The 25,535-nt window shown below is 58.2% G+C and carries 25 protein-coding genes and 1 pseudogene; 13 read left to right on the top strand and 13 right to left on the bottom strand.

Annotation, left to right across the window (positions count from 1 at the left end):
* The 7 genes from QB898_RS11700 to QB898_RS11670 all read right to left on the bottom strand — a co-directional run.
* A partial coding sequence (locus tag QB898_RS11700; RefSeq protein ID WP_279525099.1) for a hypothetical protein occupies positions 1–369 on the bottom strand: 369 nt, incomplete at its 3' end.
* 155 nt (positions 370–524) lie between these two features.
* Positions 525–1,334 carry a hypothetical protein gene (locus QB898_RS11695; protein WP_279525098.1) on the bottom strand — a complete coding sequence of 270 codons (810 nt, stop codon included), beginning with the start codon at positions 1,332–1,334 and terminating at the stop codon, positions 525–527.
* Positions 1,335–1,369: 35 nt separating this feature from the next.
* Positions 1,370–2,176 carry a hypothetical protein gene (locus QB898_RS11690; protein ID WP_279525097.1) on the bottom strand — a complete coding sequence of 269 codons (807 nt, stop codon included), beginning with the start codon at positions 2,174–2,176 and terminating at the stop codon, positions 1,370–1,372.
* Positions 2,173–3,201 (bottom strand): RHS repeat domain-containing protein, encoded by a 1,029-nt coding sequence (locus QB898_RS11685; protein WP_279525096.1) that lies wholly within the window; start codon positions 3,199–3,201, stop codon positions 2,173–2,175. The genes QB898_RS11690 and QB898_RS11685 overlap by 4 nt, the downstream gene beginning before the upstream one ends.
* 738 nt (positions 3,202–3,939) lie before the next feature.
* Positions 3,940–4,326, bottom strand: coding sequence for a hypothetical protein (locus QB898_RS11680; protein ID WP_279525095.1), 387 nt, complete (start codon positions 4,324–4,326; stop codon positions 3,940–3,942).
* 200 nt (positions 4,327–4,526) lie between these two features.
* Complete coding sequence (locus QB898_RS11675) at positions 4,527–4,721, bottom strand: hypothetical protein (RefSeq protein ID WP_279525094.1); 195 nt, start codon at positions 4,719–4,721, stop codon at positions 4,527–4,529.
* Positions 4,722–5,186: 465 nt separating this feature from the next.
* The gene (locus tag QB898_RS11670) at positions 5,187–5,441 is read right to left on the bottom strand and encodes a YfhL family 4Fe-4S dicluster ferredoxin (RefSeq protein WP_050714271.1); all 255 of its coding nucleotides are present in this window, start codon (positions 5,439–5,441) and stop codon (positions 5,187–5,189) included.
* Between the two features lie 119 nt (positions 5,442–5,560).
* On the opposite strand from QB898_RS11670, the gene QB898_RS11665 reads away from it, so the two are divergent.
* Together QB898_RS11665 and QB898_RS11660 are read left to right on the top strand one after the other, a co-directional pair.
* Positions 5,561–6,541: an ABC transporter permease gene (locus QB898_RS11665; protein ID WP_050714272.1), complete on the top strand. Its 981-nt coding sequence runs from the start codon at positions 5,561–5,563 to the stop codon at positions 6,539–6,541.
* A complete protein-coding gene (locus tag QB898_RS11660; RefSeq protein ID WP_279525093.1) occupies positions 6,538–7,380 on the top strand; it encodes an ABC transporter permease in 843 nt (280 codons plus the stop codon). The genes QB898_RS11665 and QB898_RS11660 overlap by 4 nt, the downstream gene beginning before the upstream one ends.
* A 102-nt stretch (positions 7,381–7,482) precedes the next feature.
* Here QB898_RS11660 and QB898_RS11655 read toward each other — a convergent pair whose 3' ends face one another.
* The 3 genes from QB898_RS11655 to miaA all read right to left on the bottom strand — a co-directional run bounded on the left by QB898_RS11655 (position 7,483) and on the right by miaA (position 12,324).
* Positions 7,483–8,763, bottom strand: a complete 1,281-nt coding sequence (locus QB898_RS11655) for a lytic murein transglycosylase (protein WP_279525092.1) — start codon at positions 8,761–8,763, stop codon at positions 7,483–7,485.
* 726 nt (positions 8,764–9,489) lie between these two features.
* A complete protein-coding gene (gene pyrG / locus QB898_RS11650) occupies positions 9,490–11,142 on the bottom strand; it encodes a CTP synthase (RefSeq protein ID WP_050714275.1) in 1,653 nt (550 codons plus the stop codon).
* A 174-nt stretch (positions 11,143–11,316) separates the two neighbouring features.
* Entirely contained in the window at positions 11,317–12,324 is a 1,008-nt protein-coding gene (gene miaA / locus QB898_RS11645) for a tRNA (adenosine(37)-N6)-dimethylallyltransferase MiaA (protein WP_279525091.1), read from the bottom strand.
* Positions 12,325–12,612: 288 nt separating this feature from the next.
* Between miaA and cobM the strand changes: the two genes are divergently transcribed.
* From cobM to QB898_RS11630, 3 genes are read left to right on the top strand one after another with little or no spacing between them, the layout of a single operon-like run.
* A complete protein-coding gene (gene cobM, locus QB898_RS11640; RefSeq protein WP_279525090.1) occupies positions 12,613–13,419 on the top strand; it encodes a precorrin-4 C(11)-methyltransferase in 807 nt (268 codons plus the stop codon).
* Positions 13,416–14,360 (top strand): sirohydrochlorin chelatase, encoded by a 945-nt coding sequence (locus QB898_RS11635; RefSeq protein WP_279525089.1) that lies wholly within the window; start codon positions 13,416–13,418, stop codon positions 14,358–14,360. The genes cobM and QB898_RS11635 overlap by 4 nt, the downstream gene beginning before the upstream one ends.
* A complete protein-coding gene (locus tag QB898_RS11630; RefSeq protein WP_279525088.1) occupies positions 14,357–15,043 on the top strand; it encodes a precorrin-8X methylmutase in 687 nt (228 codons plus the stop codon). The genes QB898_RS11635 and QB898_RS11630 overlap by 4 nt, the downstream gene beginning before the upstream one ends.
* A gap of 251 nt (positions 15,044–15,294) precedes the next feature.
* Here QB898_RS11630 and dnaJ read toward each other — a convergent pair whose 3' ends face one another.
* The 3 genes from dnaJ to grpE form a co-directional block, all read right to left on the bottom strand.
* Positions 15,295–16,443 carry a molecular chaperone DnaJ gene (gene dnaJ, locus QB898_RS11625; protein WP_279525087.1) on the bottom strand — a complete coding sequence of 383 codons (1,149 nt, stop codon included), beginning with the start codon at positions 16,441–16,443 and terminating at the stop codon, positions 15,295–15,297.
* 328 nt (positions 16,444–16,771) lie between these two features.
* Positions 16,772–18,706 carry a molecular chaperone DnaK gene (gene dnaK, locus QB898_RS11620; RefSeq protein WP_279525086.1) on the bottom strand — a complete coding sequence of 645 codons (1,935 nt, stop codon included), beginning with the start codon at positions 18,704–18,706 and terminating at the stop codon, positions 16,772–16,774.
* 162 nt (positions 18,707–18,868) lie between these two features.
* Positions 18,869–19,426 (bottom strand): nucleotide exchange factor GrpE, encoded by a 558-nt coding sequence (gene grpE, locus QB898_RS11615; protein ID WP_082202734.1) that lies wholly within the window; start codon positions 19,424–19,426, stop codon positions 18,869–18,871.
* Between grpE and QB898_RS11610 the strand changes: the two genes are divergently transcribed.
* From QB898_RS11610 to QB898_RS11575, 8 genes and pseudogenes are all read left to right on the top strand, one after another.
* Positions 19,425–20,870 carry a hypothetical protein gene (locus QB898_RS11610; protein ID WP_279525085.1) on the top strand — a complete coding sequence of 482 codons (1,446 nt, stop codon included), beginning with the start codon at positions 19,425–19,427 and terminating at the stop codon, positions 20,868–20,870. The two genes, grpE and QB898_RS11610, sit on opposite strands and share 2 nt — an antisense overlap.
* 15 nt (positions 20,871–20,885) lie before the next feature.
* Positions 20,886–21,314, top strand: a complete 429-nt coding sequence (locus QB898_RS11605) for a hypothetical protein (RefSeq protein WP_279525084.1) — start codon at positions 20,886–20,888, stop codon at positions 21,312–21,314.
* A 42-nt stretch (positions 21,315–21,356) separates the two neighbouring features.
* A complete protein-coding gene (locus QB898_RS11600; RefSeq protein ID WP_279525083.1) occupies positions 21,357–22,049 on the top strand; it encodes a hypothetical protein in 693 nt (230 codons plus the stop codon).
* Between the two features lie 24 nt (positions 22,050–22,073).
* Positions 22,074–22,253 (top strand): hypothetical protein, encoded by a 180-nt coding sequence (locus tag QB898_RS11595; protein ID WP_279525082.1) that lies wholly within the window; start codon positions 22,074–22,076, stop codon positions 22,251–22,253.
* Positions 22,254–22,273: 20 nt separating this feature from the next.
* Positions 22,274–22,855: a hypothetical protein gene (locus QB898_RS11590; RefSeq protein WP_279525081.1), complete on the top strand. Its 582-nt coding sequence runs from the start codon at positions 22,274–22,276 to the stop codon at positions 22,853–22,855.
* A gap of 149 nt (positions 22,856–23,004) precedes the next feature.
* The gene (locus tag QB898_RS11585; protein ID WP_279525080.1) at positions 23,005–23,697 is read left to right on the top strand and encodes a hypothetical protein; all 693 of its coding nucleotides are present in this window, start codon (positions 23,005–23,007) and stop codon (positions 23,695–23,697) included.
* 353 nt (positions 23,698–24,050) lie between these two features.
* Positions 24,051–24,140 (top strand): annotated as a pseudogene (locus QB898_RS13540) (lipase family protein); the annotation flags it as partial.
* 126 nt (positions 24,141–24,266) lie between these two features.
* A partial coding sequence (locus QB898_RS11575; protein WP_428982816.1) for a calcium-binding protein occupies positions 24,267–25,535 on the top strand: 1,269 nt, incomplete at its 3' end.

Genomic DNA, 25,535 nt, shown 5'->3' with positions numbered 1-25,535 from the left:
GCCCAGGCGGTCGTAGGTGTAGGCGCTGGCGCCTTCTTCGCTTTCGATGCGTGTGATGTGGCCCGCCGGGTTGCGGCTGTAGCGGCGCTGGAGCAGCTGGGCTGCGCTGGCTCCGGCGCCCTGGGGTTTGGCTCCGGTGACTTGCAGTTGCACCAGGCGCTGGAAGGCGTCGGGTTTTTGCGTGATGCGCGCGCCTGCGGGCAGCTCGATTTGGCCGGGCATGAGCCATTGGTAGGCGCCTAGCGCAATGCGGCTTTGGTCGGGCAGGCTGATTTGTTTGAGCCGGCCTTTTTCCCAAGCAAAGTCCTGGCGGCTGCCGTCGGGCCAGCTTTGGCTTTGCAGCTGGCCGTCGGCGGTGAATGACCCCATAGCAAGCCGCTGTGTGATTCATTCATTTTCCTGATTTCATGTTTGAGCAGGCATTCTCTGGCTTGCACTCCGGATGGAAACAGTAATGCCCTTCCCCAAGCAAGCATAAAAACCATTTTCATGACACACTCCATCAGAAAAAAATAATATACCAGCTAGCACTCGTCGCAATCAATCAAAAAATGATCATTGCGAAGCCGGTTCTTGACGTGTTTCTCGATCTTGTCTATTTTTTCTTCTTTTTCGGCATCATTAGATAGATTTTCCGTGTATATATACACATTCCATGCATATACCTCACCATGCTGCCCTTCCTTGTCCCTGTCAAATGGAAGAAGATCCAGCAAAAATATATTTTCAAAATCCCTGCTCGCGATTAACAATAATGCATCATCCTTTCTGGGGGCGCCGATAACAATTCCTTCTTTGAATAGATTCCTGCGTTTATTCAATATGACGGATCTTCTTATGTAATTAAGCAACTTCTCATCAGGAATGATTCTTGGAGATGTGGATTTCAGCAATCCGGCACGCAACTTGACATTTAATTGATAGCCAATTTCCCGATTAAAATCATGCCAAGCCTCTCCCGCCTTCTCGCTTGCATCGCCAAATGTAGCCATCATGTCGGCTTTTCCGTTCAATATTTTGCCCGTGTATATCATGTCTACGCCTCTCACATAGGCACTAAACTGTGTAAGCACACCATTTTCCCTGCTCACACAAAACCTGTGTGGCGACTCTCTTTTTAAAGAAAGGAAATCAATGACCATGCGTCCATCACGTCTGATACGCGACTCCAAATCAATATCATAATAATATCCATACCAATAGCTCTGCCAACGATACAACGAATAGAAAGATTGTTCAATCATCTTTCTGATTTCGTTTCTGGACAAGCATTCTCCAGCCTGCGCTCCAGCAGGAAACAGCAATGCCAGTCCTAAAATAAGCGTGAAAACCATTTTCATAAAAACACCATCAAAAGCCAATATACCAGTTAGCACTCGTCGCAATCAATCACAAAATGATCATTGCGAAGCCGGTTCTTGACGTGTTTCTCGATCTTGTCTATTTTTTCTTCTTTTTCGGCATCAGTAGATAGATTTTCCGTATACACATATATATACCACGAGGCTATGCGCCCGTGCTGCCCTCTCCTTTTTGCATCAAATGGAAGAAAATCCAATAAGAACAAGTTTTCAAAATCCCTGCTCGCAATCAGCAAGGCTGTATCATTCTTTCTGGGAGTGCCAACAACAATTCCATTCCTGAATAAATGTCTATATTCAGACAACAAGACAGACTTCTGTATATATTTATACAGTTTTTCTTCTGGAACGATTATTGGAAATGTGGATTTTAGCAATCTAGCATGCAACTTGATGTTCAACCGATAGCCATTTTCCCGGTTGAAATCGTGCCAAGCCTCTCCCGCCTTTTCACTTGCATCGCCAAATGTAGCCAGCATATTGGCTTTTCCGTCTAGCATTTCTCCTGTATATATTAGATCAACACCTTTCAGGTAAGCTGTAAATTGTATAAATTGATCATTTTTTCCTTCATGATTGCAAAAGCCATGCAAAAAATCTTCTTTATAAAAATCAACAATCATGCGCCCATTACGCCTGATACGCGACTCCAAATCAATATCATAATAATATCCATACCAATAGCTCTGCCAACGATACAACGAATAGAAAGATTGCTCGACCGCTTTTTTGATTTCGTTTTTAGACAGACACTCACGCGCGTGAGCCTCCACAACGAAAAGTAGCGCAATACATAAGATGATCCTTAAAATCACTTTTTAGCCTTTTCAATCCTGAAATAATGCACGCATATCTTTGTCCTTCCCGCTCCCTTACTCTGATTAAATCCATCGTATTCATACTGCACTTTTCTTGAAGAAGCCAACGCCGCATCAATACAATCTTTCAGCTTTTGACATTCTTTGTCAGCCAGTTTGGATGAATTTTCCTCGGCTTTCCTATATTGGGGGCTCTTGTAACCAATAAACTGGCCTTTCTTGGATAGAACACCTATCACTGTATTATACCCCCACATTTGTTCATTTGCATTAACCCTGTTATAAATCACATCCGTAATGGCTCTTTTTTCCTTGTCTCCTTCATCGCAGTCATAGCTGGCTTCCGCAAAACAGGTCAATGCCACTTCCTTGACGGGCGATTCAGGCAGCTGTGCATCACATGTCGGGCAGGGGTCTGCCTTCGCCTTGGCTTTTCCCTTTAATCCAAAGCTGTCAATCAGCAGCAAGGGGTTGTTATTCACATAAGAAAACAGGTTGATTCCCCCTTCCAACCCAATCGGATCCTCCTGCAAATACCTCCCCGCATTCGGCCTGTAATCCCTGTGAAAGTTGTCATGCGTCTGCGTTTCCTGGTCGTAATACTGCCCCGGGAATCTCAGGTTCACCTCTATGTCCTGCTCAATGATTTGCGTTGAACCAAAGCTCTCTGCGATGGCCTTCCAGCTCACTTGCCCTTCTTTTGTCGTCGCCAATATGGGCGTTCCCAAGTGGTCCGTGTGCAGCCAGTCATAGCGCGCCTTTGGATCTGTCAGGCTGCCGCCTGGCGTTTCGGCTTGCCACACCGGGTCGGTGCTCCATAGGCCCTGCTGGGCCGCTAGCGGGTTGAAGCCATAGGCCTTGGTCATTTGCCCCTTCCCATCGGCCTTGGCCATCAGGCCCTGTTCGCTGTAGATATCGTAAGTGGTCTTTGTCTGGCCGCCCTGTTTGACGGTCTTGGCAATTCTTCTGCCAAACAGATCATGCCGGGAGTTGCTCCAATTTGTACCATGTCTAAATTTCAATCAGTGCTGACATGCCAGACAAATTAATTCATTAAACCAGATACTTCATTTAATACATATATTCATCATCCATTTTATAAACATATAAACAATACACAATAAAATGACGATTAATGCTTCATTTTTAAACCCATAAAACATGGCCAATAGAAAATAGTCATTTTTAAAATATGATAATATGATTATATTCATTAGAAAATAAACGGCAAGAGAAGCAATAATACAATATCTGAGACCTTCTTTCCAGTTCATTCCAAACATCTTCATGATGAAGCAGAGTAATACAATGCAGGGCATCATTACTGCTGTCCCCGTCACTCCAAAAAATGCAGTATCATACATTAAGTTTCTTTTTGCATATCCAGACAACACCAAAAGTATAAATGTAATAAACATCCTGCTAACAATATATAGCAGCGTCAATCTCATGGCTACAGACATATTGCCACCAATTATTTTACCTACCAATATTTAGTCTTAAACCAGTCTGCATGAATACAATAAGGTGTACCCGTCTCGTACGATGTTCCAATTTTTTCCAAGAGACTAAAATAATCCCAAGGGTTATGATATCGATCACGCACATAAAATGCAAACTACAGGATCCATGAAATTCTCCAGTATTGCAGACCAAACTTCCATAACACGTTCCCTTATTGAATAAATCTCCATTTCCAATTGGCTCTAGGCAATTTCCATCATCCGTTACATTATACTTCTCATCATATTCGTGAGCATTCATGCTTGCGTGAATAGGCCCAGTTGTGCCGCTACCGGGTTGAAACCGTAGGCTTTGGTCATTTGCTCCTTTTCATCGGCCTCGGCCATCAGGCCCTGTTCGCTGTAGATGTAGTGGGTGGTTCTGGTGTTTTGCCCTTGCCTGACGGTCTTGGCAATCCTTCGCCCAAAGGGATCATGCCGGTAGCTGGCTTCGATTTGCGGCCCGCTTTGGCCTTGCTCTGTGCTGGCATACCGGATCAGCCTTTCGGCTGCGTTGTATTCGTACTCTTTGCTTTCCAGCACGTTGCTTTCCTTTTTCGTGTGCCCTTGCGTCGTGTAGCTCACTTGTGTTTTTACGCCCGGGTTGCGCTCAAAGGGCGTAGTAGCGGGTGTTGCCGCCTGCATCTACTCTCTGAGTGAGCCCCCCGGCTTTGTCGTAGGCGTAGGTGTTGGCGCCGCCCAAGGGGCGCGGGTTTCCTTGATGAGGCGGCCCGCCTTGTCGTATTCATAGGTGTGGCGATGGCACAGCGCATCGGTGACGCTGAGCAGGCGCCCATGTGCGTCCCAGCTTTGCCGGGTGACACAGCCTAATGCGTCGGTGGTTTTTATGAGACGAGCCAAGGCGTCATATGTTGCTGCGCGCCGCCGGGCAGGCTGACGGCAATGCGGTATTCGCGACGGATGTGTTCGTAGCCGACTTCGTATTCGGTTTTGCGCCCCGCTTCGTCAGTGAGGCTGTGCACCCGGGCGATCAGGCTTGGGCGGTTGAGCGCCGAGGCATGGCCGCACGGACCGGACATGGGTGCAATGGCGCTGCTGCCGCTTCCTCCTGCGCTTGCGCTGCCGCCAGCGTCGCGGCCGTGACTCTCTTGTAGATGCGGTCAGCCCGCCCGATGGCGATGATGGGCACAGCTTGCCCGGGTGAGGCGCTCATGCAGGGCGCGCTTCTCAGGCTCAGGTCTGCCCATGCGTCGTTTAGGTACCACCGGCCCCAGCTCCAGGTGCGGTTGATGACTGCGCGCCCTCCCGCTGTCTTGACGGCCAGGTCCTGCGTGCTTTCCGTGTAGTCCTGATTGGGCATGAGAGGCTTCGGTTGGGCGTTCGTGATGGGCAGAGGCTGGCTGTGGCGGGATGAGGCGTTGCCGCATCAAAGTCAGGAGCAAATTTGAAGGGGCTGAAAACGGCTTTCGCGCACGTTCCACTAGGACATCATGCTATGAATAGCAGAGCGAAACAAACCCCTGTTTTGAAAGCCTGTTTTCCGCTCAAGCCTTGGCCAGCATCAGCCGCCTGTATTTGGCCCAGAGCGTGGCCTGGTCTTCCACATGGTTGGGGTCCAGCGGGATGCAGTCCACGGGGCAGACCTGGCGGCATTGCGGTTCGTCAAAGTGGCCCACGCATTCGGTGCATTTGTGGGGGTCGATTTCGTAGATTTGCGCGCCGGGCGTGATGGCGCCGTTGGGGCATTCGGGCTGGCATACGTCGCAGTTGATGCATTCGTCCGTGATGAGGAGGGCCATGGCGCGCGCGTTTGCTTTGAAGGGTTGGGGGTAAGCGCTGCGGATTATCCGGATGCCGATAATCCCCGCCCTTTGCGCAGGTTCTCTGTGCAAATGCCTTCCCACGTGTTTTTCGCGGCATGACTTTCTATCTCATCAAGCGCTTGCTGGTCACGCTGGCTACGCTGCTGGCGGCCAGTGTGGTGGTGTTTGCCGTGCTGGAGGTGTTGCCGGGCAATGCCGCCCAGGTGCTGATGGGGCCGGATGCCGATCCGGCCGCCGTGGCCGCCAAGGCGGCCGAGCTGGGGCTGGATGCGCCCGCGCCCGCCCGCTATTTGCAGTGGATGGGCGGGCTGCTGCGCGGCGACATGGGGCTGTCTTATGCCTATGGCACGCCCGTGGCCGAGCTGGTGGCCGAGCGGCTGCAAGTGACGGCTCCGCTGGCGCTGATGGCCATGCTGCTGGCTTGCGCGCTGGCGCTGGGCGCGGGGCTGTGGGCGGCGGCGCGCCACGGGCGCTGGAGCGATTGGGCGCTGATGACGCTTTCGCAAGCGGGCATGGCCGTGCCCGGTTTTTGGCTGGGCATGCTGCTGGTGCTGCTGTTTGCCGTGCGGCTGCAATGGTTTGCCGCCGGGGGCTTTGAGGGCTGGTTTTTTGACGAAGGCTGGTTCAGCGGCCTGCTGGCGGGGCTGCGCGCGCTGCTGCTGCCCGCGCTGGCGCTGGCGGCGGTGCAGGCGGCGGTGCTGGCGCGCTTTGTGCGCTCATCATTGCTGGAGACGCTGCGCGAAGACTACGTGCGCACGGCCCGCGCCAAGGGGCTGGGGCGGCATGCCGTGCTCATGCGGCATGCGCTGCGCAACGCGCTGGTGCCCGTGGTCACGGTGGCGGCCATGCAGTTTGCCGAGCTGCTGGCGGGCGCCGTGGTGGTGGAAAACGTGTTTTACCTGCCGGGCCTGGGGCGGCTGGTGTTTCAGGGCATTGCCAATCGCGATTTGGCCGTGGTGCGCAATTGCGTGATGCTGCTGGCGGGCATGGTGGCGCTGATCAACCTGGCGGTGGATGCGTTGCACGCCCTGATTGACCCGCGCCTGACCCACGCGCGAAGGCTGCGTGCGCCATGAAGCGCTTTTCTTTTTCTTTGCACGCCTTGCCGCCCACGCTGCTGGCAGGCGGCGCGCTGACTTTGCTGGCGCTGCTGGCGGCCCTGCTGTCGCTGGTGTGGCTGCCCTGGCCCATTGACGCGGTGGACATGAACCACAAGCTGCTGCCGCCCAGTACGGCGCACTGGCTGGGCACCGACGCCTATGGGCGCGACGTGGCCGCGCTGCTGCTGGCGGGCGCGCGCGCTTCTTTGGCCGCCGCTGCGCTGGCCGTGGCGCTGGGGCTGGCGGCGGGCGCGGCGCTGGGGCTGCTGGCGGCGGCCCTGCGCGGCTGGGTGGAGCAGGCCATCATGCGCGTGGCTGACTTTGCCTTTGCCTTTCCGGCCATTCTCACGGCCATCATGCTGGCCGCCATCCGGGGGCCGGGGCTGGGCGTGGTGGTTTTGGCCGTGGGCATTTACGGCATACCGGCCTTTGCCCGCGTGACCCACGCCGCCGCCAGCCAGGCCTGGGCGCGCGAATACACGCGCGCCGCCCGCGCCCTGGGGCTGGGGCCGTGGGCCATCACCTGGCGGCACGTGCTGCCCAACATTGCCGCGCCGCTGACGGTGCAGGCCACTTCGCGCTTTGCCACCGCCGTGTTGGCTGAAGCGGCCCTGTCTTACCTGGGCCTGGGCGTGCAGCCGCCGCAGCCCAGCTGGGGCCGCATGCTGGCCGAAGCGCAATCGCTCATGTTCGACGCGCCGCTGCTGGCCGTCTGGCCCGGCCTGGCCATTGCGCTGACCGTGCTGGGCCTGAACCTGCTGGGCGACGGCTTGCGCGACGCGCTCGACCCCCGCTGCCAAACCCGGCCAGCGTGAGCGCTTGTCTGCAATCTGCCCGTGGGCGCGAACAGCGCTGGACTCGGGCGGCTTGCGCCTGGCCGCCCATCCCGATTCGCCGCCCTCATGGCCAGGCTGTGATTACGGCGCTTGCAGCGCGCGCAGGAGCTTTTGCCCCGCCCGCCCCGTGACGGGCTGGCCCAGGCGGGCCTGCTCGGCGCGAATGGCCTCGCGCGTTTGCGGGCCGATGCGGCCATCGGCGCTGCCAATGGCGTGGCCGCGCGCCAGCAGCAGGGTTTGCAGCTCGCGGTTTTGCGCGCGCGTCAGGCCCGGGTCCTCCGTGGGCCAAGGGGTGGCGAAGCTGGCCAGGGCGTCATCAGCAGGCGTTTGCGGCTGGGCTAACAGATCGGCCAGGCGGGCGATGGACAGGGCGTAGTTCTCGCTGGCGTTGTAGCTGTAGAGCGCGTTGAAATTGCCGCCGACGAGAAAGGCCGGGCCGCCGCCTTGCTTGCGCGCGGGCTGAATGAGGCCAGCCTTCGCCAGCGTGAAAGGCAGGGGGCTGCCGTCGGGCAGGGTCAGGCCGTCTTGCGCCCATTCGGCTATGGAGCGCTGCGTCTTGCGGCTGTAGCGGCTGGCGTCGTAGCCGGGGGGCAGACGCACCTCGTAGCCCCAGGGCTGGCCGCTGCGCCAGCCCGCGTTTTTCAGAAAGCGCGCGGTGGAAGCGAGAGCGTCGGGCACGCTGTCCATGAGATCGCGCCGGCCATCGCCGTCAAAGTCCACCGCGCTGCGCAAGAAGGTGCTGGGCATGAACTGCGTGTGGCCGAAGGCGCCCGCCCAGGAGCCATTCAGCCGGTCGGCGGCGATGTGCCCTTCCTGCACGATGCGCAGGGCGGCGGCGAATTCGCTGCGAAAGTACTCCTGCCGCCGCCCAAAGCATGAAAGCGTGCCCAGCGAGCGCAGCAGGGGCCGCCCGCCCAGGTTTTGGCCGAAGTTGCTCTCCACGCCCCACACGCCCAGGATGACGGGCGCGGGCACGCCGCTTTGGCTGGCGATTTGCGCCAGCTCGGCCTGCCAGCGCCCGGCGGCGGCGCGGCCATCAGCCAGACGCTCGGCATCCACCAGCATGGCGATGTAGTCCCAAGGCGGCAGGGTGAATTCGGGCTGGCGCTTGAGCAGCGGCAGCACCGTGGCATCGGGCGTGAGGGAAAGGGCGTAGCGCTCGAAAGTCTGCGCGCTGATGCCCTTGAAGGCAGGCGCGGCCTGCAACTGACGCAGGCAGCGCTGGAATTCGGCTTCGCTCAATTCAGGCGGCGCTTCTTCATCAGGCGCGGCGCTGGCCGGGATGGCCAGCAGGGCGGATGAAAGAGCTAGGCAAGAGACGAGCGAACGGGCCAGGAAGGCGGACAAAGGGCTGTTTTTCATGCAAAAAATGGTAGCAGCCCGGGCAGGCCGCACCAGCGCTTGCAGCCAGCCCGGCGCGCAAAACCTGCTTTGAGCCGCTTTTTCAGACCGGCCTTGGCGTTGCATGCCAAACGGATATCAAACACCCAGCGCGGCTAAACATGACAAATGCAGCCAAACGCGCGGCCGGTCTGCAAACAGGCGCTGACTGCGGCAGTAGCCCTGCTGATTAAAAAAGAGGAGCAAATCCAGAAGGTGAAAAATGGCTGTTGCGCCGGTTTTACTAGGACATCATGCTATTAATTCGAGAGCTAATTAATCGTCAAATCTGTGTGAAATTTCCTTCCCCCAGGGCCTATTCAAAGGTTCCCCGAGAAATAAAAAGCTGGGAAGACAAGAAAGAAAAAGGACCCAAGCGATATCAGCTGTGAATGGCTTGAGCGCATCCACCTCTTGTTGATAGGCACACGCAAGAGCATCCAAATCTGGTTTGAAGTCAATGCACAAGGCCTTAGCCGCTGGAGCAGGCTTTAAAAAATCAGCTGGCGCGGCCCGCAAGAGATTGGAGCGCGGCACTTCAAACGCTGCTCTTGCTCGTGGATGCGCAGAGGAATGCGGGAAGAGCAAGGCGCAAACTGCAGACGGGCCTTTGTGGCGCTTTGCTGCCCATCAAGGCGTTTGCAAGGCCGCAGGCCGCCCAGGTTCGCGCTTTTCGTGCCTAGGAACGTGCTTCTTTGAACAAGGCTCTCAGGCAGTCTGGCCGTGCCGCTGCATGGCGGCGCGGATGAAAGCGTTGAAGAGCGGATGACCGGCCCAGGGGGTGCTTTTGAATTCGGGGTGGAACTGCACGCCGATGAACCAGGGGTGCTCGCTTTGGGGCAGCTCGATGATTTCGGTGAGGTGCTCGCGCTGGGTGAGGGCGGAGATGACCAGGCCCGCTTCGCGCAGCTTGTCCAGGTATTTGGTGTTGGCCTCGTAGCGGTGGCGGTGGCGTTCGGTGACGGTGTCGCCGTAAATCTGGTGGGCGAGGGTGCCGGGCTGCACGTCAGAGGTTTGCGCGCCCAAGCGCATGGTGCCGCCCAGGTCAGACTGCGCGTCGCGTTTTTGGATGCTGCCGTCGGCGTCTTCCCATTCGTCGATGAGGGCGATGACGGGTTCGGGCGTGTGCGCGTCAAATTCGGTGCTGTTGGCGTTTTTCAGTCCGGCTTTGTGGCGGGCGTATTCGATGGTGGCCACTTGCATGCCCAGGCAAATGCCCAGGTAGGGCGTTTTGCTTTCGCGCGCGTAGCGGGCGGCGCAAATCTTGCCTTCCACGCCGCGCGAGCCGAAGCCGCCGGGCACGAGCACGCCGTCAAACCCGGCCAGGCGCTCGGCCACGGTTTGGGCGGTGAGGGTTTCGGAGTCGATGTAGCTGATTTGCACCTGCACGCCATTGACCAGGCCGGCGTGGCGCAGCGCCTCGTTCACCGATTTGTAGCTGTCGGAGAGATCGACGTATTTGCCCACCATGGCGATGCGCACGCTGCCTTTGGGGTGGTTGATTTTGTGAACCAGGCTGTCCCAGCGCTGCAAGTTGGCGGGGCGGGTGTTCAGGCGCAGCTTGTCGCAGATCAGGCCGTCCAGACCCTGCTCGTGCAGCAGGCGGGGCACTTTGTAGATGGTGTCCACATCGGGCATGGAGATCACGCCCCAGAGCGGCACGTTGGTAAAGAGCGAGATTTTTTCTTTTTCGTCCTGCGGAATGGCGCGGTCGGCGCGGCAGAGCAGGGCGTCGGGCTGGATGCCGATTTCGCGCAGTTTTTGCACGGTGTGCTGCGTGGGCTTGGTTTTCAGCTCGCCTGCGGCGGCGATCCACGGCAGGTAGCTCAGGTGCACGAAGGCGCTGTTGTTGGGGCCGAGCTTGAGGCTGAGCTGGCGCACGGCTTCCAGAAAAGGCAGCGACTCGATGTCGCCCACGGTGCCGCCGATTTCGCAGATGGCCACTTGCACGGCGTCAGGCGTGCCGATGCCCGCGCCGCGTTTGATGAATTCCTGGATTTCGTTGGTCACATGCGGGATGACCTGCACGGTTTTGCCCAGGTAGTCGCCCCGGCGCTCTTTTTCGAGCACGCTTTGGTAGATGCGGCCCGTGGTGAAGTTGTTGGCCTGCTTCATGCGCGTTTCGATGAAGCGTTCGTAGTGGCCCAGGTCCAGGTCGGTTTCGGCGCCGTCGTCGGTGACGAACACTTCGCCGTGCTGGAAGGGACTCATGGTGCCCGGATCGACGTTGATGTAGGGATCGAGCTTGATGAGGGTGACTTTGAGGCCGCGCGATTCAAGAATGGCGGCCAGCGAGGCGGCGGCGATGCCCTTGCCCAGGGACGACACCACGCCGCCGGTGACGAAGACGAATTTGGTCATGTCGGGGTGAGATGCGAAGGCGGCGGGCCTTCGCCGGGGTGGAAATTGAAATTATAGGAAGCGCCCTTTTGCGCAATGCCCGCCAAGCCTTTGCCGCCAGACGAGCCGCAGCCAGCCCCATTGGCTGACGATTGATCTGCCAGCAAGCGGCCTGCTGGCCTTGCCGCTGGCGCGCTACCCGTCCCGCGCCTGCCGCGCCCAGGCTGCCGCGATGGCCTGCGCCAGCTGCTGCGGCGTCTGGCCCTCGCCCGTGGCAATCGCCTGGCGGCGGGGCATGCCGCGCAGCCAGGTCAGTTGCCGTTTGGCGAGCTGGCGCGTGGCGGCGATGCCTTTTTCGCGCAGTTCGGCCAGTGGCCAGTTTTCTTCCAGCGCCTGCCAGGCCTGGCGGTAGCCCACGCAGCGCATGGCGGGCAAACCGGCATGCAAATCGCCTCTTTGGCGCAGCGCCCGCACTTCGTCCACAAAGCCGTTTTGCAGCATGGCCTCAAACCGCGCGGCAATGCGCGCGTGCAGCCAGGCGCGATCGGCTGGCTCCAGCGAAAACAGGCGCTCCTGGCTGTAGCCCAGCGCGTCTGTCGGCCCGCCATCATCAGGCCCAGGCGCGCGGCGCGCCTGAGCGTGAAAGCTGGATAGGGGCCGCCCCGTGGCGCGCCACACCTCCAGCGCGCGCTGGATGCGCTGGCTGTCTGCCGGGGCCAGGCGGGCTGCCGTAGCCGCATCCACCCGCGCCAGTTCGGCGTGCAACGCGGGCCAGCCGCGTTCGGCGGCCTCGGCCTCAATCTGGCGGCGAATGTCTTGCTGCGCGGCAGGCATGTGGTGCAGCCCTTCGGCCAGCGCCTTGAAATAAAGCATGGTGCCGCCAGCCAGCAACGGCAGCGCGCCGCGTGCGCGGATGTCGGCCATCAGCGCCGTGGCATCGCGCGTGAAGTCGGCCGCGCTGTAGGCGTGCAGCGGATCGCGCACGTCCAGCAAGTGGTGCGGCACGCCGCCGCGCTCGGCCAACGTGGGCTTGGCGGTGCCAATATCCATGCCGCGATACACCAGCGCCGAATCCACGCTGATGATTTCCGCCGCCTGCCCGCGCGCGGCCAGCCAGTGCGCCAGCGCCACGGCCACGCCCGTCTTGCCGCTGGCCGTGGGGCCGGCCAGGGCGATCAAAGGCAGGGTGCAGGCAGCGGGCATGGCAGAGGAAAGACGGATGGAAAGGCGATGGAAGCAAAGCGGCTATCAAAATCATAGCTGTCCGCGTCCGCCTCATCAGAACCTGCTCGGAGTCTCTTCCGGGAAATGAGAAGCTCATGGGATCAGAAAGGAAAGTGATCCGGGCAACATCAGCCGCGAGAAAGCTTGCAGTTTGTTTGTCTTGCCTTCTCTGAGCCTGGGCAGCAGGTAGCATCCGCCGCTGTTTGCGGGCATGGCGGAGCGCTGGCCTTTTGCCGTCCGCCATTGGTTTCTGACGGAGTTTTTTGCATGCACATCCCCCCGGCTGCGCCTGGCGCGCGCGGCAAAGTCTGGTTCGTCGGCGCGGGGCCGGGCGATCCGGAACTCATCACCCTCAAAGGCCAGCGCCTGCTGGCGCAAGCGGGCGCGGTGCTGTTTGCCGGTTCGCTGGTGAACGAGGCCGTGACGCGCTTTGCCCCGGCGGGCTGCGAGGTGCGCGATTCCAGCCGCATGGCCTTGCAGGAGATGACCGATTGGCTGACCCAGCAGGCGCGCCGCCACGCCACCGTGGTGCGGCTGCAAACGGGCGATCCGGCGCTGTATGGCGCGCTGATTGAAATGGCCCGGCCTTTGAGCGCGGCGGGCATCGAGTGGGCAGTGGTGCCCGGCGTGTCGTCGGCCATGGCGGCCGTGGCGGCGGCGGGTGAGTCGCTGACGCTGCCCGAAGTTACGCAGACCGTGGTGCTCACCCGTGTGGCGGGCCGCACGCCCATGCCGGAAGGCGAAGACCTGGCGGCGCTGGCCGCGCACCGCTGCACGCTGTGCATTTTTTTGTCCATCACCTTGCTGCACAAGGTGCAGGCCGCCTTGCGGCAGGCCGGCTGGGCGGAAGACGCGCCCATGCTGGTGGTGCACAAGGCCAGCTGGGCGCAGCAAGAGCGCATCGTGCGCGGCACGCTGGCCGATATCAAGGAGCGCTGCCGCCAGGCGGGCATCGTCTCGCAAGCCATGATCGTGGCCAGCCCCGCGCTGGGCGCGCTGCACTGGCCCGATCTGGCGCATTCGCGCCTGTATGACCCCGCTTTCACCCACCGTTTCAGAAAGGCCAGCGCATGACGGCTGCATCTTCTTTTTCTCACGCGCATGGCGATCTCATCCTCGTGGTCGGCCACGGCTCGCGCGAAGAGGCGGGCAACCAGGAAGTGCGTGATTTCGTCGCCCAGTGGCGGCTGCGCCACCCCGATTGGCGCATTGAGTGCGGCTTCATCGAATTTGGCCGCCCCGCGCTGGACGCGGCCCTGCTCGAAGCAGGGCGGCAGGCCGCGCGCGTGATCGTGCTGCCGCTCATCCTCAATGCCGCCGGGCATGTGCGCGGCGACATTCCCGAAGCCGTGGCCCAGGCGCGCCGCCAGTGCCCGGACACGCTTTTCCTGACCGCTCCGCACCTGTCGGCCTGCCAGCCCGTGCTTCAGGTTTTGCAGCGGCGGCTGGCGCAGGCCATGCTCACGCTGGACATGCCTGACCCCGCCACCACCGGCATCATCCTGCTGGGGCGCGGCTCTTCCGACATGCATGCCAATGGCGACATGGCGCGCATGGCGCGCTGGCTCTACGAAAGCGAGCCGGGGCACGAGCTGGTTGATCTGGCCTTTACCGGCGTGACCTGGCCCAGGCTGGAGCGCGTGGCGCAGCGCCAGGCCCGCCTGGGCATGGGGCAAATCGTGGTGCTGCCCTATTACCTGTTCACGGGCGTGCTCATGCAGCGCATTCAGCGCCAGGTTCAGCACCTGTGCGCCCAGTACCCGCAAATACGCTTTGCCTGTACGCCGCACTTTGGCCTGGAGCCTGAAATCTTCAGCCTGCTGGAGCGCTACGCCAGCGACTTGCGCGAAGGCCGCCCCTGCCTGCCCCACGACGGCAGCGCCCCGCGCCCCGCACTGGCGCACGGCCATCCGCACGAACACCCGCATGAAAGCAACGGCCGCCACGGCCATCACCACGGCCATCACCCTCACGATGGCAACGCCCCTGACCACCCGCAAGGACCCGACGCATGACCACCGCCACCCCAGCCAACACCGTGACCGAGCAGCTCACCCGCGCCGGGCAAAGCATCGAGCACGGCAGCTTCGCCATCATTGACGCCGAAGCCGGCCCGCACGCCTACACCGCCGATCAGTGGCCAATCGTGCGCCGCATGATTCACGCCAATGCCGACTTTGAATTCAACGGCCTGACCGAATTCCACCCCCGCGCCACCGAAGCGGGCCTGCAAGCCATCTTGCGCGGCGGCGCGCCCATCGTGGCCGATGTCGGCATGATTTGCACGGGCCTCTCGCGCCCCCGGCTGGAGCACTTCGGCCTGCGCACGCACGAATTCATCAACGACGACGACGTGATCGAAGCCGCCCGCCGCGAAGACACCACCCGCGCCGTGCAGGCCATGCGCAAGGCGCAGCGCCTGGGCCTGATCGACGGGGCCATCCTCGCCATTGGCAACGCCCCCACGGCCCTCATCGAAATCGTGCGCATGATCCGCGAAGACGGCGCGCGCCCGGCCCTGGTCATTGGCATGCCCGTCGGCTTTGTTTCCGCCGCCGAGTCCAAAGACTTGCTGGCGCAAGTCAGCGAAACGCCCTGGATCATCATCCGTGGCCGCAAAGGCGGCTCCAGCCTCGTGGTCGGCGCCATCCACGCCCTGCTGGCCCTGGCCGAAGCGCGGCAGAAGGCGGCGGCCTGATCCCTCGAAGCGCTCCTGAAGCCGCCCGCAGTCCGCCAGAAGACATCAGAAACAGGAGCAAATTCAAGGGGGCTTAAATGCTGTTCTGCGCAGATTCCACTAGGACATCTCGCTATGAATAGAAGAGCAAAAAACCGCGCAGCCTGGCTGGCGCGGTTATTTGCTGTTCGCTGCTCTCGCCCTTTTGCCGCTCTCTTTTTTCCGGAAACAGGGCTTGAGCAGGTTCTGTGGCCCTTTCGGGCGCCTCTGGTTCAGGCGCCGAAGAAGTTCTTGAGCCGGTCGGTCCAGCTTTCTTCGCCGGGGGAGTGTTTGTTGCCGCCTTGCTGGAGGGAGGCTTGCAGTTCGCGAAAGAGCTTGCGCTGCTGCTCGGTGAGCTTGACGGGGGTTTCCACGCGCACGTGGCAGTACAGGTCGCCCTTGATGCTGGAGTTCAGGCCCTTGACGCCTTTGCCGCGCAGGCGGAACTGTTTGCCGTTTTGCGTGCCTTCGGGGATGGTGATGACGGCCTTGCCTTCGAGCGTGGGCACTTCGGTTTCGCCGCCGATGGCCGCCGTGGGGAAGCTGATGGGCACGATGCAGTGCAGGTCGTCGCCGTCGCGCTCGAAGATGTCGTGCTTTTTCACGCGCACTTCAATGTAGAGGTCGCCGGGCGGGCCGCCGTTCACGCCGGGTTCACCGTTGCCGGTGGAGCGCAGGCGCATGCCGTCGTCGATGCCGGCGGGAATCTTGATTTCCAGCGTCTTGTGCGTTTTGACCTTGCCCTGGCCGTGGCAGGTGGAGCAGGGGTCTTCGATCAGCTTGCCGCTGCCCCGGCAGTGCGGGCAGGTTTGCTGCACGCTGAAAAAGCCCTGGCGCATTTGCATGACGCCCTGGCCGTGGCAGTGCGGGCAGGTTTTGGCGCTGGTGCCGGGGCGCGCGCCGCTGCCGCCACAGGTGTGGCATTCATCCCAGCTGGGCACGCGGATGGATTCGTCTTTGCCGGCAGCGGCTTCTTCCAGGGTGATTTCGATGGCGTAGTTCAGGTCGGCGCCACGGTAGATTTGCCGCCCGCTGCGCCGCGCGCCGCCAGCCATGCCGGCCGCGCCGAAGATGTCGCCAAAGATGCCGCCAAAGGCTTCGGCGAAGTCGCCGCCAAAGCCTTCAGGGCCGCCGCGCATGTTCGGGTCCACGCCCGCGTGGCCGTACTGGTCGTAGGCGGCGCGTTTTTGCGCGTCAGACAGGATTTCGTAGGCCTCTTTGCCTTCCTTGAACTTGGCTTCGGCGGCGGCTTTGGCTTCGTCGCCCTGGTGGCGGTCCGGGTGGTATTTGGAAGAGAGCTTGCGGTAAGCCTTCTTGATTTCATCTTCGCTGGCGTTGCGGGGCACGCCCAGGATTTCGTAGTAGTCGCGTTTGGTCGCCATGAACAGGACCTCAATTTCATTGGCAGGGGGAAAGGAAAGCGGCGGCGGGAAAGCGGCGGCAGTCTTGGAATCGGTTCAAGGTTTCTGCCCGCAGGTGCGAAAAATGCGGCCTTGAAGCGCTCTGCGGCGCTGCAAATCCTCGCCGGGCCACGAAGCCCGTCTGCGGTTTGCAGCCCATCCCGATTCGCGTTTTCGCCTCCTCACGGCCAGACTCTGAACAGGTTCTTACAAAGCAAAAGCCTCGATGGGCGCGGGCGCGATCGAGGCTTTGCTGCGGGCGCGTTTCAATGTACGCAAGCGCCTGCGGGCCGTCAGTCATCTGGCCGGGTCAGTCTTTTTTGACCTCTTTGACTTCGGCATCCACCACGTTGTCATCAGCCGGGGCGGACGATGCGCCGCCGGGGGCTGCGCCCGCCGCGTTTGCGGCAGCCGCAGCGGCCTGGGCGTCGGCGTACATCTTCTCGCCCAGCTTCTGACCAGCGGCCATCAGGGCTTCGGTCTTGCTGTCGATGGCGGCCTTGTCGTCGCCCTTGAGGGCTTCTTCCAGCTCTTTGGCGGCGGCTTCGATTTTTTCTTTCTCGGCCGCCTCGAGCTTGTCGCCGTGCTCGGCCAGGCTCTTGCGCACGGTGTGCAAGGCGGCGTCGCCCTGGTTGCGCGATTGCACGATTTCCAGCTTTTTCTTGTCTTCGGCGGCGTTGAGTTCGGCGTCTTTGACCATTTGCTGGATTTCGGCTTCCGACAGGCCCGAGTTGGCCTTGATGGTGATGGTGTTTTCCTTGCCGGTGCCTTTGTCTTTGGCGCTGACGTGCAGGATGCCGTTGGCGTCAATGTCGAAGGTGACTTCAATTTGCGGCAGGCCGCGCGGCGCGGGCGGAATGCCTTCCAGATTGAATTCGCCCAGCAGTTTGTTGCCGCTGGCCATCTCGCGCTCGCCCTGGAAGACTTTGATGGTCACGGCAGGCTGGTTGTCGTCGGCCGTGGAGAAGGTCTGCGCGTGCTTGGTCGGGATGGTCGTGTTCTTGGTGATCATCTTGGTCATCACGCCGCCCAGGGTTTCAATGCCCAGGGAAAGAGGCGTGACGTCAAGCAGCAGCACGTCTTTGCGGTCGCCGGAGAGCACCTGGCCCTGAATGGCGGCACCCACGGCCACGGCTTCGTCGGGGTTGACGTCCTTGCGCGGCTCCTTGCCGAAGAACTCTTTCACCTTGTCTTGCACTTTGGGCATGCGCGTTTGGCCGCCCACGAGGATGACGTCGTTGATTTCGCCCACGGAAATGCCAGCGTCCTTGATGGCGATGCGGCAGGGTTCGATGGAGCGCTCGATCAGGTCTTCCACCAGGGCTTCGAGCTTGGCGCGCGTGAGCTTGACGTTCAGGTGCTTCGGGCCGCTGGCGTCTGCCGTGATGTAGGGCAGGTTGATGTCGGTGGACTGGCTGCTGGAGAGTTCGATCTTGGCTTTTTCGGCGGCTTCTTTCAGGCGCTGAAGGGCCAGCACGTCGCTTTTGAGATCGACGCCTTGCTCTTTCTTGAATTCGCCAATGATGTAGTCGATGATGCGCTGGTCGAAGTCTTCGCCGCCCAGGAAGGTGTCGCCGTTGGTGGAGAGCACTTCAAACTGCTTTTCGCCATCGACATCAGCGATTTCGATGATGGAGATGTCGAAGGTGCCGCCGCCCAGGTCATACACGGCAATGCGGCGGTCGCCCTTTTCCTGCTTGTCCAGGCCAAAGGCCAGCGCGGCCGCCGTCGGCTCGTTGATGATGCGCTTGACTTCCAGCCCGGCGATGCGGCCTGCGTCCTTGGTGGCCTGGCGCTGGCTGTCGTTGAAGTAGGCGGGCACGGTGATGACGGCTTCCGTCACCGGCTCGCCCAGGTAGTCCTCCGCCGTCTTTTTCATCTTGCGCAGGATTTCGGCGCTGATTTGCTGCGGCGCGAGTTTTTGGCCGCGCACTTCCACCCAGGCATCGCCGTTGTCGGCCTTGACGATCTGGTAGGGCATCAGGTGAATGTCTTTTTGCACCTCTTTTTCGTCGAACTTGCGGCCAATCAGGCGCTTGACGGCGTAAATGGTGTTTTTCGGGTTGGTCACGGCCTGGCGCTTGGCCGTCGTGCCCACGAGGATTTCGCCATCGTCCTTGTAGGCCACGATGGAAGGCGTGGTGCGCGCGCCTTCGGCGTTTTCAATCACCTTGGGTGAGCTGCCTTCCATGACGGAAACGCAGGAATTGGTCGTGCCCAAGTCGATGCCAATGATTTTTCCCATGTTGGTTTCTCCTGTAAATGTCTTTCGGAAAATGTCTGGATGCGGCCCAGTTGCGGATGAGGGCGGCGAATTCAAGGGGCCGTCCGGCCTGTGCAGCCCATTTCGCGCAAGGCCGCGTTTTTACGGACGCTTCCGCTCTGGCCGTTAATCCCTGCCTGGCCTCTATTGGGGCGCGGCCACTGTCACCAGTGCGGGGCGCAAAACGCGGTCAGCGATCACGTAGCCTTTTTGCAGCAGGCCCGCCACGGTATTGGCGGGCAGATCGGAGGGCACCATGCTGATGGCCTGCTGCTGCTCCGGATTGAAGGCGCTGCCCGGCTCCGGCGCCACGGGCAGCACCTTGTTGCGCTCCAGCGCGCTCAAAAGCTGGCGCAGCGTGGCCTCGGTGCCTTCGCGCAGCTGCTCGCTGCTGGCGTTTTCCACAGCCAGCGCCGCCTCCAGGCTGTCCAGCACGGGCAGCAGGCTTGCAGCAAAGCCTTCAATGGCGAACTTGCGGCCTTTGGCAATTTCTTCTTCGGCCCGGCGGCGGGCGTTTTGCGCCTCGGCCTGCGCGCGCAGGGCCTGGTCAGCCAGCTCGGCGTTTTTAGCCTGCAAGGCCGCCAGCTCGGCTTGCAGGTTTTCCAGCTGCGCCAGCGCATCAGCCTCATTGGCTGCCTGCGCGGCTTCCAGCTCTTCAGGCAGCATTTCGCGCGGCAGGCCGTTTTCAGGGTTCTGATTCATGGTTCTTTTCGGAAATGAAGGAAGGGAACATCCGCCCGGCATGTTGGGCTGGGCGCAGGCTTTTCAAGCGCGGCGGGGAAAAGCATGCCTCCGGAAGCTGGACAAAAAACCTGAAAACCGGAAAAAGTACGCAACTCATCCGGACGCCACGGATAGACAAAGATTGAAGCAAGGCATACAAAGCCGTCCGAGCCAAAAGCAAATCATTATTCGTGCGGCAATCTGGCGCTGTTGGAGTCGGAGCAAGCTGAAGCTGACAACGCTCTTTGTTAGGCGGAGTGCGGCGAAAGCCTCTCCGGGCCAGAGGCCAATACTGACCTGGTTTTCAGGAGCAGCATTAAACCTGTCGCTTTATGAATATGCGGTAAAGGCGCCCGTATTTTTATCCTCTGCTTTTGTTGATATGACTTTCAAGCTGCCCCGCTTTCTGGGTCGACTTTCCTGCAAGGAGCAAAGCCAATCGCGCTGCTTTGGCAAATGGACGCTGCTAGTGGCCGCAGTGCTGCTGCTGGGCACGCCAGCTGGAAGGGAATGGCTGGTATTCGTTTTGAGCAATGGGAAGTCCTCCATGCCCAAGGGCTGGAAATGGGGGCCTGGGCAATGGCGTGACTGGGACAAACCGACGGAGCCGCGTGATCTGGCCGCCTATGAATACGCCCACAGCCTGAAACTGCCCGAGAGCCTGCCCAAACCGGTGCCATTTGATTTCATGCGCCATCTTCTGTCCAACCGCAGGCAAACCGGGCTGGCCTACTTCAAGCATCTTTGCGAGACGGAAGCGGGGGAATACGTTTTCCGGAAAGTGGAAAAGGTGGAAGGCATTTACCAGATGAGACGGGTGCCCAAGTGGAACGCGCGCATGTTCGCAGACCGGTATGGGTTTGAGGATCCGGCGGATTGGTCAACTGCGCAGAATATACATGCCCCATCCATCTTTATTGGTAGCCCTAAATATGGCTTCAGATTTTATGAAACCAATTGGTCTCCAATGGAAATGATGGGTGAAACAGGTAACCGGTATTGGAAGATTGCTGATATAAAAAATATGTTAAATAAACCTTATTGGCTTTATGTTCCTGACTTCAAAGAAACAAAAAATGAACTGACAGGTAACGCTAGCCCGCGAGATCAATTGAAATCACGCTATGCCTATACTTGGCGTGGCATCCGGCGTCCTTATGATCGGCAATATGACATTGCAGGCGGCGAACTGATTGTGCTGGATCGCATCACCGAAGAAATTCTGGCAGTGCGAAGGAGCTTTGCTTTTGCTACGCTTTACAAGACAGGTATTGGGTGGGAGTTTTCGTATTTTTGTCCTGGGATACTATGGGGCAATAAAAGAGTTGTAGACAAATTGGCTTATCCTCGGTATTTTATTTGGCAAGTTCTTGAGCCAATTGATTTGATTCATACCATTTTCCCTGACTCATCAACCCCGTAACTTCAAGGAGGCAATATGTCTAGTCCATTTAACGCTAGAGAGATTCTTGATTTCGCGTTGCTTCAAAGCGCAGCCGAATGTTATCTTGACAATATAACTGATATTTCACTGTTAAAAGAGAGGCTTACGGAAGGTGCCAACAAAGCGCATCTTCAGGGAAAGAACCCAAGTGATTCCATTTTATCCAGTGCCACGCGTTTTACCGGCAGGCAAATTGACAGGTTCACTCGGAACTACGAAATCGTCACGCACTATCCCAATGACAACACGGGATTTTCCTGCACGCTGTTTCGCAACAAGGAAAGCGGAAAATACACCCTGTCTTTCCGTTCAACCGAATTTCAGCCCAGAGACAAAGGAGGCGACTATGAGCGTGATGGCAAGAGCGCTGCCGATGGCGACATCAGCGACAGAGGTTTTGCGCTGGCCAATTGTCAATCATGAAAAACTTCTTGCCAATTTGCGCGCGGGCTGGGTTTTGAGTTCTTGAAAGGCGCCTATAGCCAGCTGCGCACGGCGCATGAATCTCCTTGCGGAGAGCAGTTCCGGTATTTTTTGATTTGGATGGGTAGTGTGAAACTGAAATCAATGATGGGAATGGCCTTGCTGGCGGCGGCTGCCAGCGTGCTGGCCTGGGGCGGCTGGGCGCTTTACCGTGAGCGGTATCCGAGCTGGTACGAGGAAGTGAGATTGTCTGATGGAAGGATTATCACGATACACCAGAAGCGGAGCTATCACTCACATTATGGAACGCTGCAAAGTTGGGTTACCATTAATCTGCCGGAACTTGGCGGCAAGCGAGTTTGGTATTCTCGCCTGCGACCGCAAAGAGTAGATGTCGTAGATGGAAAAGTTTATGTTTTTGGGAAACCTGCTGGCATAACAAAGAATCAATATTATAGATATCCAAAGAATTTTATGGTTGGATTTGTTTGGAATGGCGCCGATTTTGTGAGAATACCATTTTTATCCATTCCAGAGCGGGCAAGAGAGGAAGAAAATATTTATCCATGCATATACACTCAATTGTCATTACTGACCATACAACAAAAAGATATGCAATGGTGCCCAATAACTGGAGATCGTTGGAAATTTGGAAAGACTATCAAGTTGGAAGACTATCAGGCGCTAGCGAATTTTTATGCTGGTCTTGATAATGGCACGACACACTCGGATTGATTTTTAATAGTGAAAGGAGACGTCATGGCGACAACCAATGAATACGCAGCTTTTTCTGCGCATGTTTATAATAATCAACGTGGAGGTGGTGATGCGAATCTTGATGATGTGAATCGCCTTTCACTTTCCCCTGGCTGGAAAAATCTATCTGATCTAGGTTTTACGCCCGGTGACAACCTGAACGAATGGGGTATGACCAAGTGAGAAATAGCCGTAGAAAACTCATGGCAGCTATGTTGTCACCTTTGCTGTTCGGTGGCTGCAAGTTCAGCCGTTATTTCGATGTCGAATGGGATGAAGAAGTCGAGCTGTTCGGCGGCAAAATTATTATTGTCCACATCAAGCGTGGCTATGAACGAACCAGTTCTATTTTTGATCCGGATCTCAGGTCAATCCAGCGCAGCGTGGAGATCACCTTTGATGCGGGTGGGCGAATTGGCATTTTTAAAAGAAAGTTCGATAACTATGATGTTTGTTATATAAATAAGAGCGGCAATAACTGGTATATTTTGCTGGGGGGAATTGGATTTGTTAGAAAAAGAATTGTTAGTCAGGCGATTCCTATATTAATTATCTATCAAGACGGTCAGGAGGTGCCGGCCTCCAGTTGGATGGAGGTGCCTTATTTCAGTAGAGAAAATATTATGCCGCCGACGCCGAATGCAGCTGGCGTACTCCACTTCAATGGCAAGTTGCTTACCATTGCTGCCAAAGAGGCGCACTGGAAAAAGTATCCGCGCGGCGCAGGTGACGGAGACCTTATCAATGTCAGAGGAGTTCAACCTCCCGCCATTCCTCAACCTTGATTGATTCAGGAGATCAGAAATGACCATGACACGTGAAGCAACCTTGGCGGTCTGCTGGCGCTGTGAGTTTCACGGCTGGAGTTTATTTGAATGAAGCCACAGAGAGAAATAGTTCTTGAAAAGTGCCTATAGCCAGCGGCGCGCGGCGCATGAATCTCCTTGCGGAGAGCGGTTCCGGTATTTTTTTGATTTGGATGGGTAGCGTGAAACTGAAATCAATGATGGGAATGGCCTTGCTGGCGGCGGCTGCCAGCGTGCTGGCCTGGAGCGGTTGGGCGCTTTACCGTGAGCGGTATCCGAGCTGGTACGAGGAAGTGAGATTGTCTGATGGAAGGATCATCACGATCAAGCAGAGACGGCGGTATTATGAAAATTACGGAACGGCTGAAAGCTGGGTCACGTTTGATTTGCCGGAGCTGGGAGGAAAGCGGGTCTGGCATTCCCGCCTACGACCGCAAAGAGTGGATGTTGTAGATGGCAAGGTCTATGTTTTTGGGAAGCCTCGCGGCATAAAGCAAAACCAATACTATAGATACCCCAAGAATTATATGGTTGGATTTGTCTGGAATGGCGCTGATTTCGTGAGGATACCTTTTCTGTCTATCCCTGAAAACATAAGGAACGAGGAAAATGTTTATCCATGCGAAAGAAATCAAATGAAAGTGATTTCAATCATTGAAAAAGATGAGCAATGGTGTCCTGTTAGTGGAGATCGTTGGAGATATGGAAAAAAATTATTCTTTCTGATTATAGAGAATTGGCCGCATTTTATGCGAGGCTGGGTGGCGGAGAGCCGATTTCTGACTGATTTTTTTAAGAGGAGATGTCATGGCGACAACTAACGAATATGCAGCATTTTCTGCGTATGTCTATAATGATCAAAGAGGAGGTGGTGTCAGTGAAAATGCCAACAATAAACTTCCTGTTCCTCCGGGCTGGAAAGAGCTATCTGATCTAGGTTTTACGCCCGGTGACAACCTGAACGAATGGAATCCGGTGAGTTTCACGGCCGGAGCTTATCTGAACGAAGCCACGGGAGAAATAGTCATTGCCTACAAGGGCACCGATTTCTTGCTGGATGACCGCATTTACAACACGATAGCCGATCTCGTCACAGACGCAGGCATGGCGCTTGCCAGAAAACTGGGGCCGTATCACATCCAGCAAATGCTGGCTGCGCAATATTTTTTGCGCCGTGGTCAATTGGGCCGCAGAAAACGGCAAGGATCCCCAGAAAATCAGCTTCACAGGTCACAGCCTGGGTGGCGGGCTGGCCTCGAACATGGCTGTTTGGTTCAACCGCCCTGCAACAACTTTTGCGGAAGCGCCATTTGAAGCTGCAGTCAATAATCCCGCCACAATAACCCTAACAGCGGCTACACTGACGGCCCATGCCGCCATCGTGCAAAGCATGGCAGTATTGAAAGAAATCAAAAATTTGCGCGATCTGATTATTCCTTCAGAATATGGAGAGCGCGAGAAAAAAGTCATCAACCATCACGTAAGCGGCGAGTTTCTTCAATATCTGCGTGCAGTCACGCCCACCGTCATGGGCGAAGATCGCGAAATCAGCATAGGAGACAGGCCGCTGTCAGAGAGCCTATCGCTGCACAGCATGAACCTGCACGCGGCCTTGCTGTATGAAGACAGGCTGCGGCAATACATGAAAGACCGTCCCGACTTCACCCCCATGCTGCTGGACACGGCCTTTTACGCCAGCGACCCCAACTACTCCACGCGCGACTTCGTAACGGGGCTGGTGGCTGACACACTGCAAAAAGGCATCGGCAGCGCAGACAGCCAGCTGAGCCACTTCACCAATGATCTGTACAAAATTACAGACGGTCTGTCGCAAGAAGCGCAAAAGGCGCTATGGGCGCAAGCCATGGAGTGGTATTACTGGCAAGGCAGCAGCTACGCGGGCCAGGAGTTTTTCACGGTAGAAAACCAGGTGCTGCACTACGTTACGGCGGTTGGCGCCGGGCTGCCTGGGGCGCAAGACAAGGCGCAGCACTACGTCAGCCAGTGGCTGGAGCCGCTGCTGGGGCGCAACGTGCTATTCAGCATGAACATGGCCGCGCAAGTCTGGCACGTGGTGCAAGGCGGGCAAGGCGCCAGCGTGCAAGCAGCCGAGCCGGACAAAAAGAACCTGTTCGTGGGCAATGCGGGAGACGACCACTTTGTAGGCGGCGCCAAGGGTGACATCCTCATAGGGGGAGAAGGCGCGGACCGGCTGGAAGGCGGCAGCGGCGTCAATGAACTGGCAGGCGGCGCGGGCCATGACACCTACGTGATGCGCGCGTCGGAAGTATGCAGAAACACCATCTACGACAGCGACGGGGACGGCCACCTGGAATTTGATGGCCACACGCTGCAAGGCGGCCAGCGCAAGGCAGACAAAGTCTGGGTCAATGAAGAGCAAGGCATCGTCTACAGCCCCACAGGCAGCGGAGCGAACACTTACCTGCTGGTGAAAAACAAAAAATCGGGCCACATCATTGCGCGCATCCGCAACTGGACCAATGGCCAGCTGGGCTTGAGCATGACGGACAAAGCGCCTGACCCCCAGCCCGGCCCGGGCGGAGCCCAATCCGGCCTGGGTCTCGACCAATCGGGAACCAGCGGCTACATCCACATCAACGCAGGCCAGGCCGACAAAGGCGTCTCCCTTGCAGGCAAC

It is taken from the genome of Ottowia cancrivicina (assembly GCF_029813755.1).
Taxonomy (GTDB): Bacteria; Pseudomonadota; Gammaproteobacteria; order Burkholderiales; family Burkholderiaceae_C; genus Ottowia; species Ottowia massiliensis.
Note: the sequence above shows the minus strand (reverse complement) of the source record. Positions and strands in the feature narration are given on the sequence as shown.

What these genes read in the sequence shown, in the direction of transcription:
- QB898_RS11590 (WP_279525081.1), top strand. Translation starts at nt 22,274, where the DNA reads ATGGCAGCTATGTTGTCACCTTTGCTGTTCGGTGGCTGCAAGTTCAGC.
- QB898_RS11675 (WP_279525094.1), bottom strand. Translation starts at nt 4,721, where the DNA reads ATGTCCGGTCCGTGCGGCCATGCCTCGGCGCTCAACCGCCCAAGCCTG.
- QB898_RS11655 (WP_279525092.1), bottom strand. Translation starts at nt 8,763, where the DNA reads ATGAAAAACAGCCCTTTGTCCGCCTTCCTGGCCCGTTCGCTCGTCTCT.
- dnaK (WP_279525086.1), bottom strand. Translation starts at nt 18,706, where the DNA reads ATGGGAAAAATCATTGGCATCGACTTGGGCACGACCAATTCCTGCGTT.
- grpE (WP_082202734.1), bottom strand. Translation starts at nt 19,426, where the DNA reads ATGAATCAGAACCCTGAAAACGGCCTGCCGCGCGAAATGCTGCCTGAA.
- QB898_RS11670 (WP_050714271.1), bottom strand. Translation starts at nt 5,441, where the DNA reads ATGGCCCTCCTCATCACGGACGAATGCATCAACTGCGACGTATGCCAG.
- QB898_RS11660 (WP_279525093.1), top strand. Translation starts at nt 6,538, where the DNA reads ATGAAGCGCTTTTCTTTTTCTTTGCACGCCTTGCCGCCCACGCTGCTG.
- QB898_RS11630 (WP_279525088.1), top strand. Translation starts at nt 14,357, where the DNA reads ATGACCACCGCCACCCCAGCCAACACCGTGACCGAGCAGCTCACCCGC.
- QB898_RS11595 (WP_279525082.1), top strand. Translation starts at nt 22,074, where the DNA reads ATGGCGACAACCAATGAATACGCAGCTTTTTCTGCGCATGTTTATAAT.
- QB898_RS11610 (WP_279525085.1), top strand. Translation starts at nt 19,425, where the DNA reads ATGGTTCTTTTCGGAAATGAAGGAAGGGAACATCCGCCCGGCATGTTG.
- cobM (WP_279525090.1), top strand. Translation starts at nt 12,613, where the DNA reads ATGCACATCCCCCCGGCTGCGCCTGGCGCGCGCGGCAAAGTCTGGTTC.
- QB898_RS11635 (WP_279525089.1), top strand. Translation starts at nt 13,416, where the DNA reads ATGACGGCTGCATCTTCTTTTTCTCACGCGCATGGCGATCTCATCCTC.
- QB898_RS11680 (WP_279525095.1), bottom strand. Translation starts at nt 4,326, where the DNA reads ATGCAGGCGGCAACACCCGCTACTACGCCCTTTGAGCGCAACCCGGGC.
- QB898_RS11695 (WP_279525098.1), bottom strand. Translation starts at nt 1,334, where the DNA reads ATGGTTTTCACGCTTATTTTAGGACTGGCATTGCTGTTTCCTGCTGGA.
- QB898_RS11605 (WP_279525084.1), top strand. Translation starts at nt 20,886, where the DNA reads ATGTCTAGTCCATTTAACGCTAGAGAGATTCTTGATTTCGCGTTGCTT.
- QB898_RS11665 (WP_050714272.1), top strand. Translation starts at nt 5,561, where the DNA reads ATGACTTTCTATCTCATCAAGCGCTTGCTGGTCACGCTGGCTACGCTG.
- dnaJ (WP_279525087.1), bottom strand. Translation starts at nt 16,443, where the DNA reads ATGGCGACCAAACGCGACTACTACGAAATCCTGGGCGTGCCCCGCAAC.
- pyrG (WP_050714275.1), bottom strand. Translation starts at nt 11,142, where the DNA reads ATGACCAAATTCGTCTTCGTCACCGGCGGCGTGGTGTCGTCCCTGGGC.
- QB898_RS11585 (WP_279525080.1), top strand. Translation starts at nt 23,005, where the DNA reads ATGAATCTCCTTGCGGAGAGCGGTTCCGGTATTTTTTTGATTTGGATG.
- miaA (WP_279525091.1), bottom strand. Translation starts at nt 12,324, where the DNA reads ATGCCCGCTGCCTGCACCCTGCCTTTGATCGCCCTGGCCGGCCCCACG.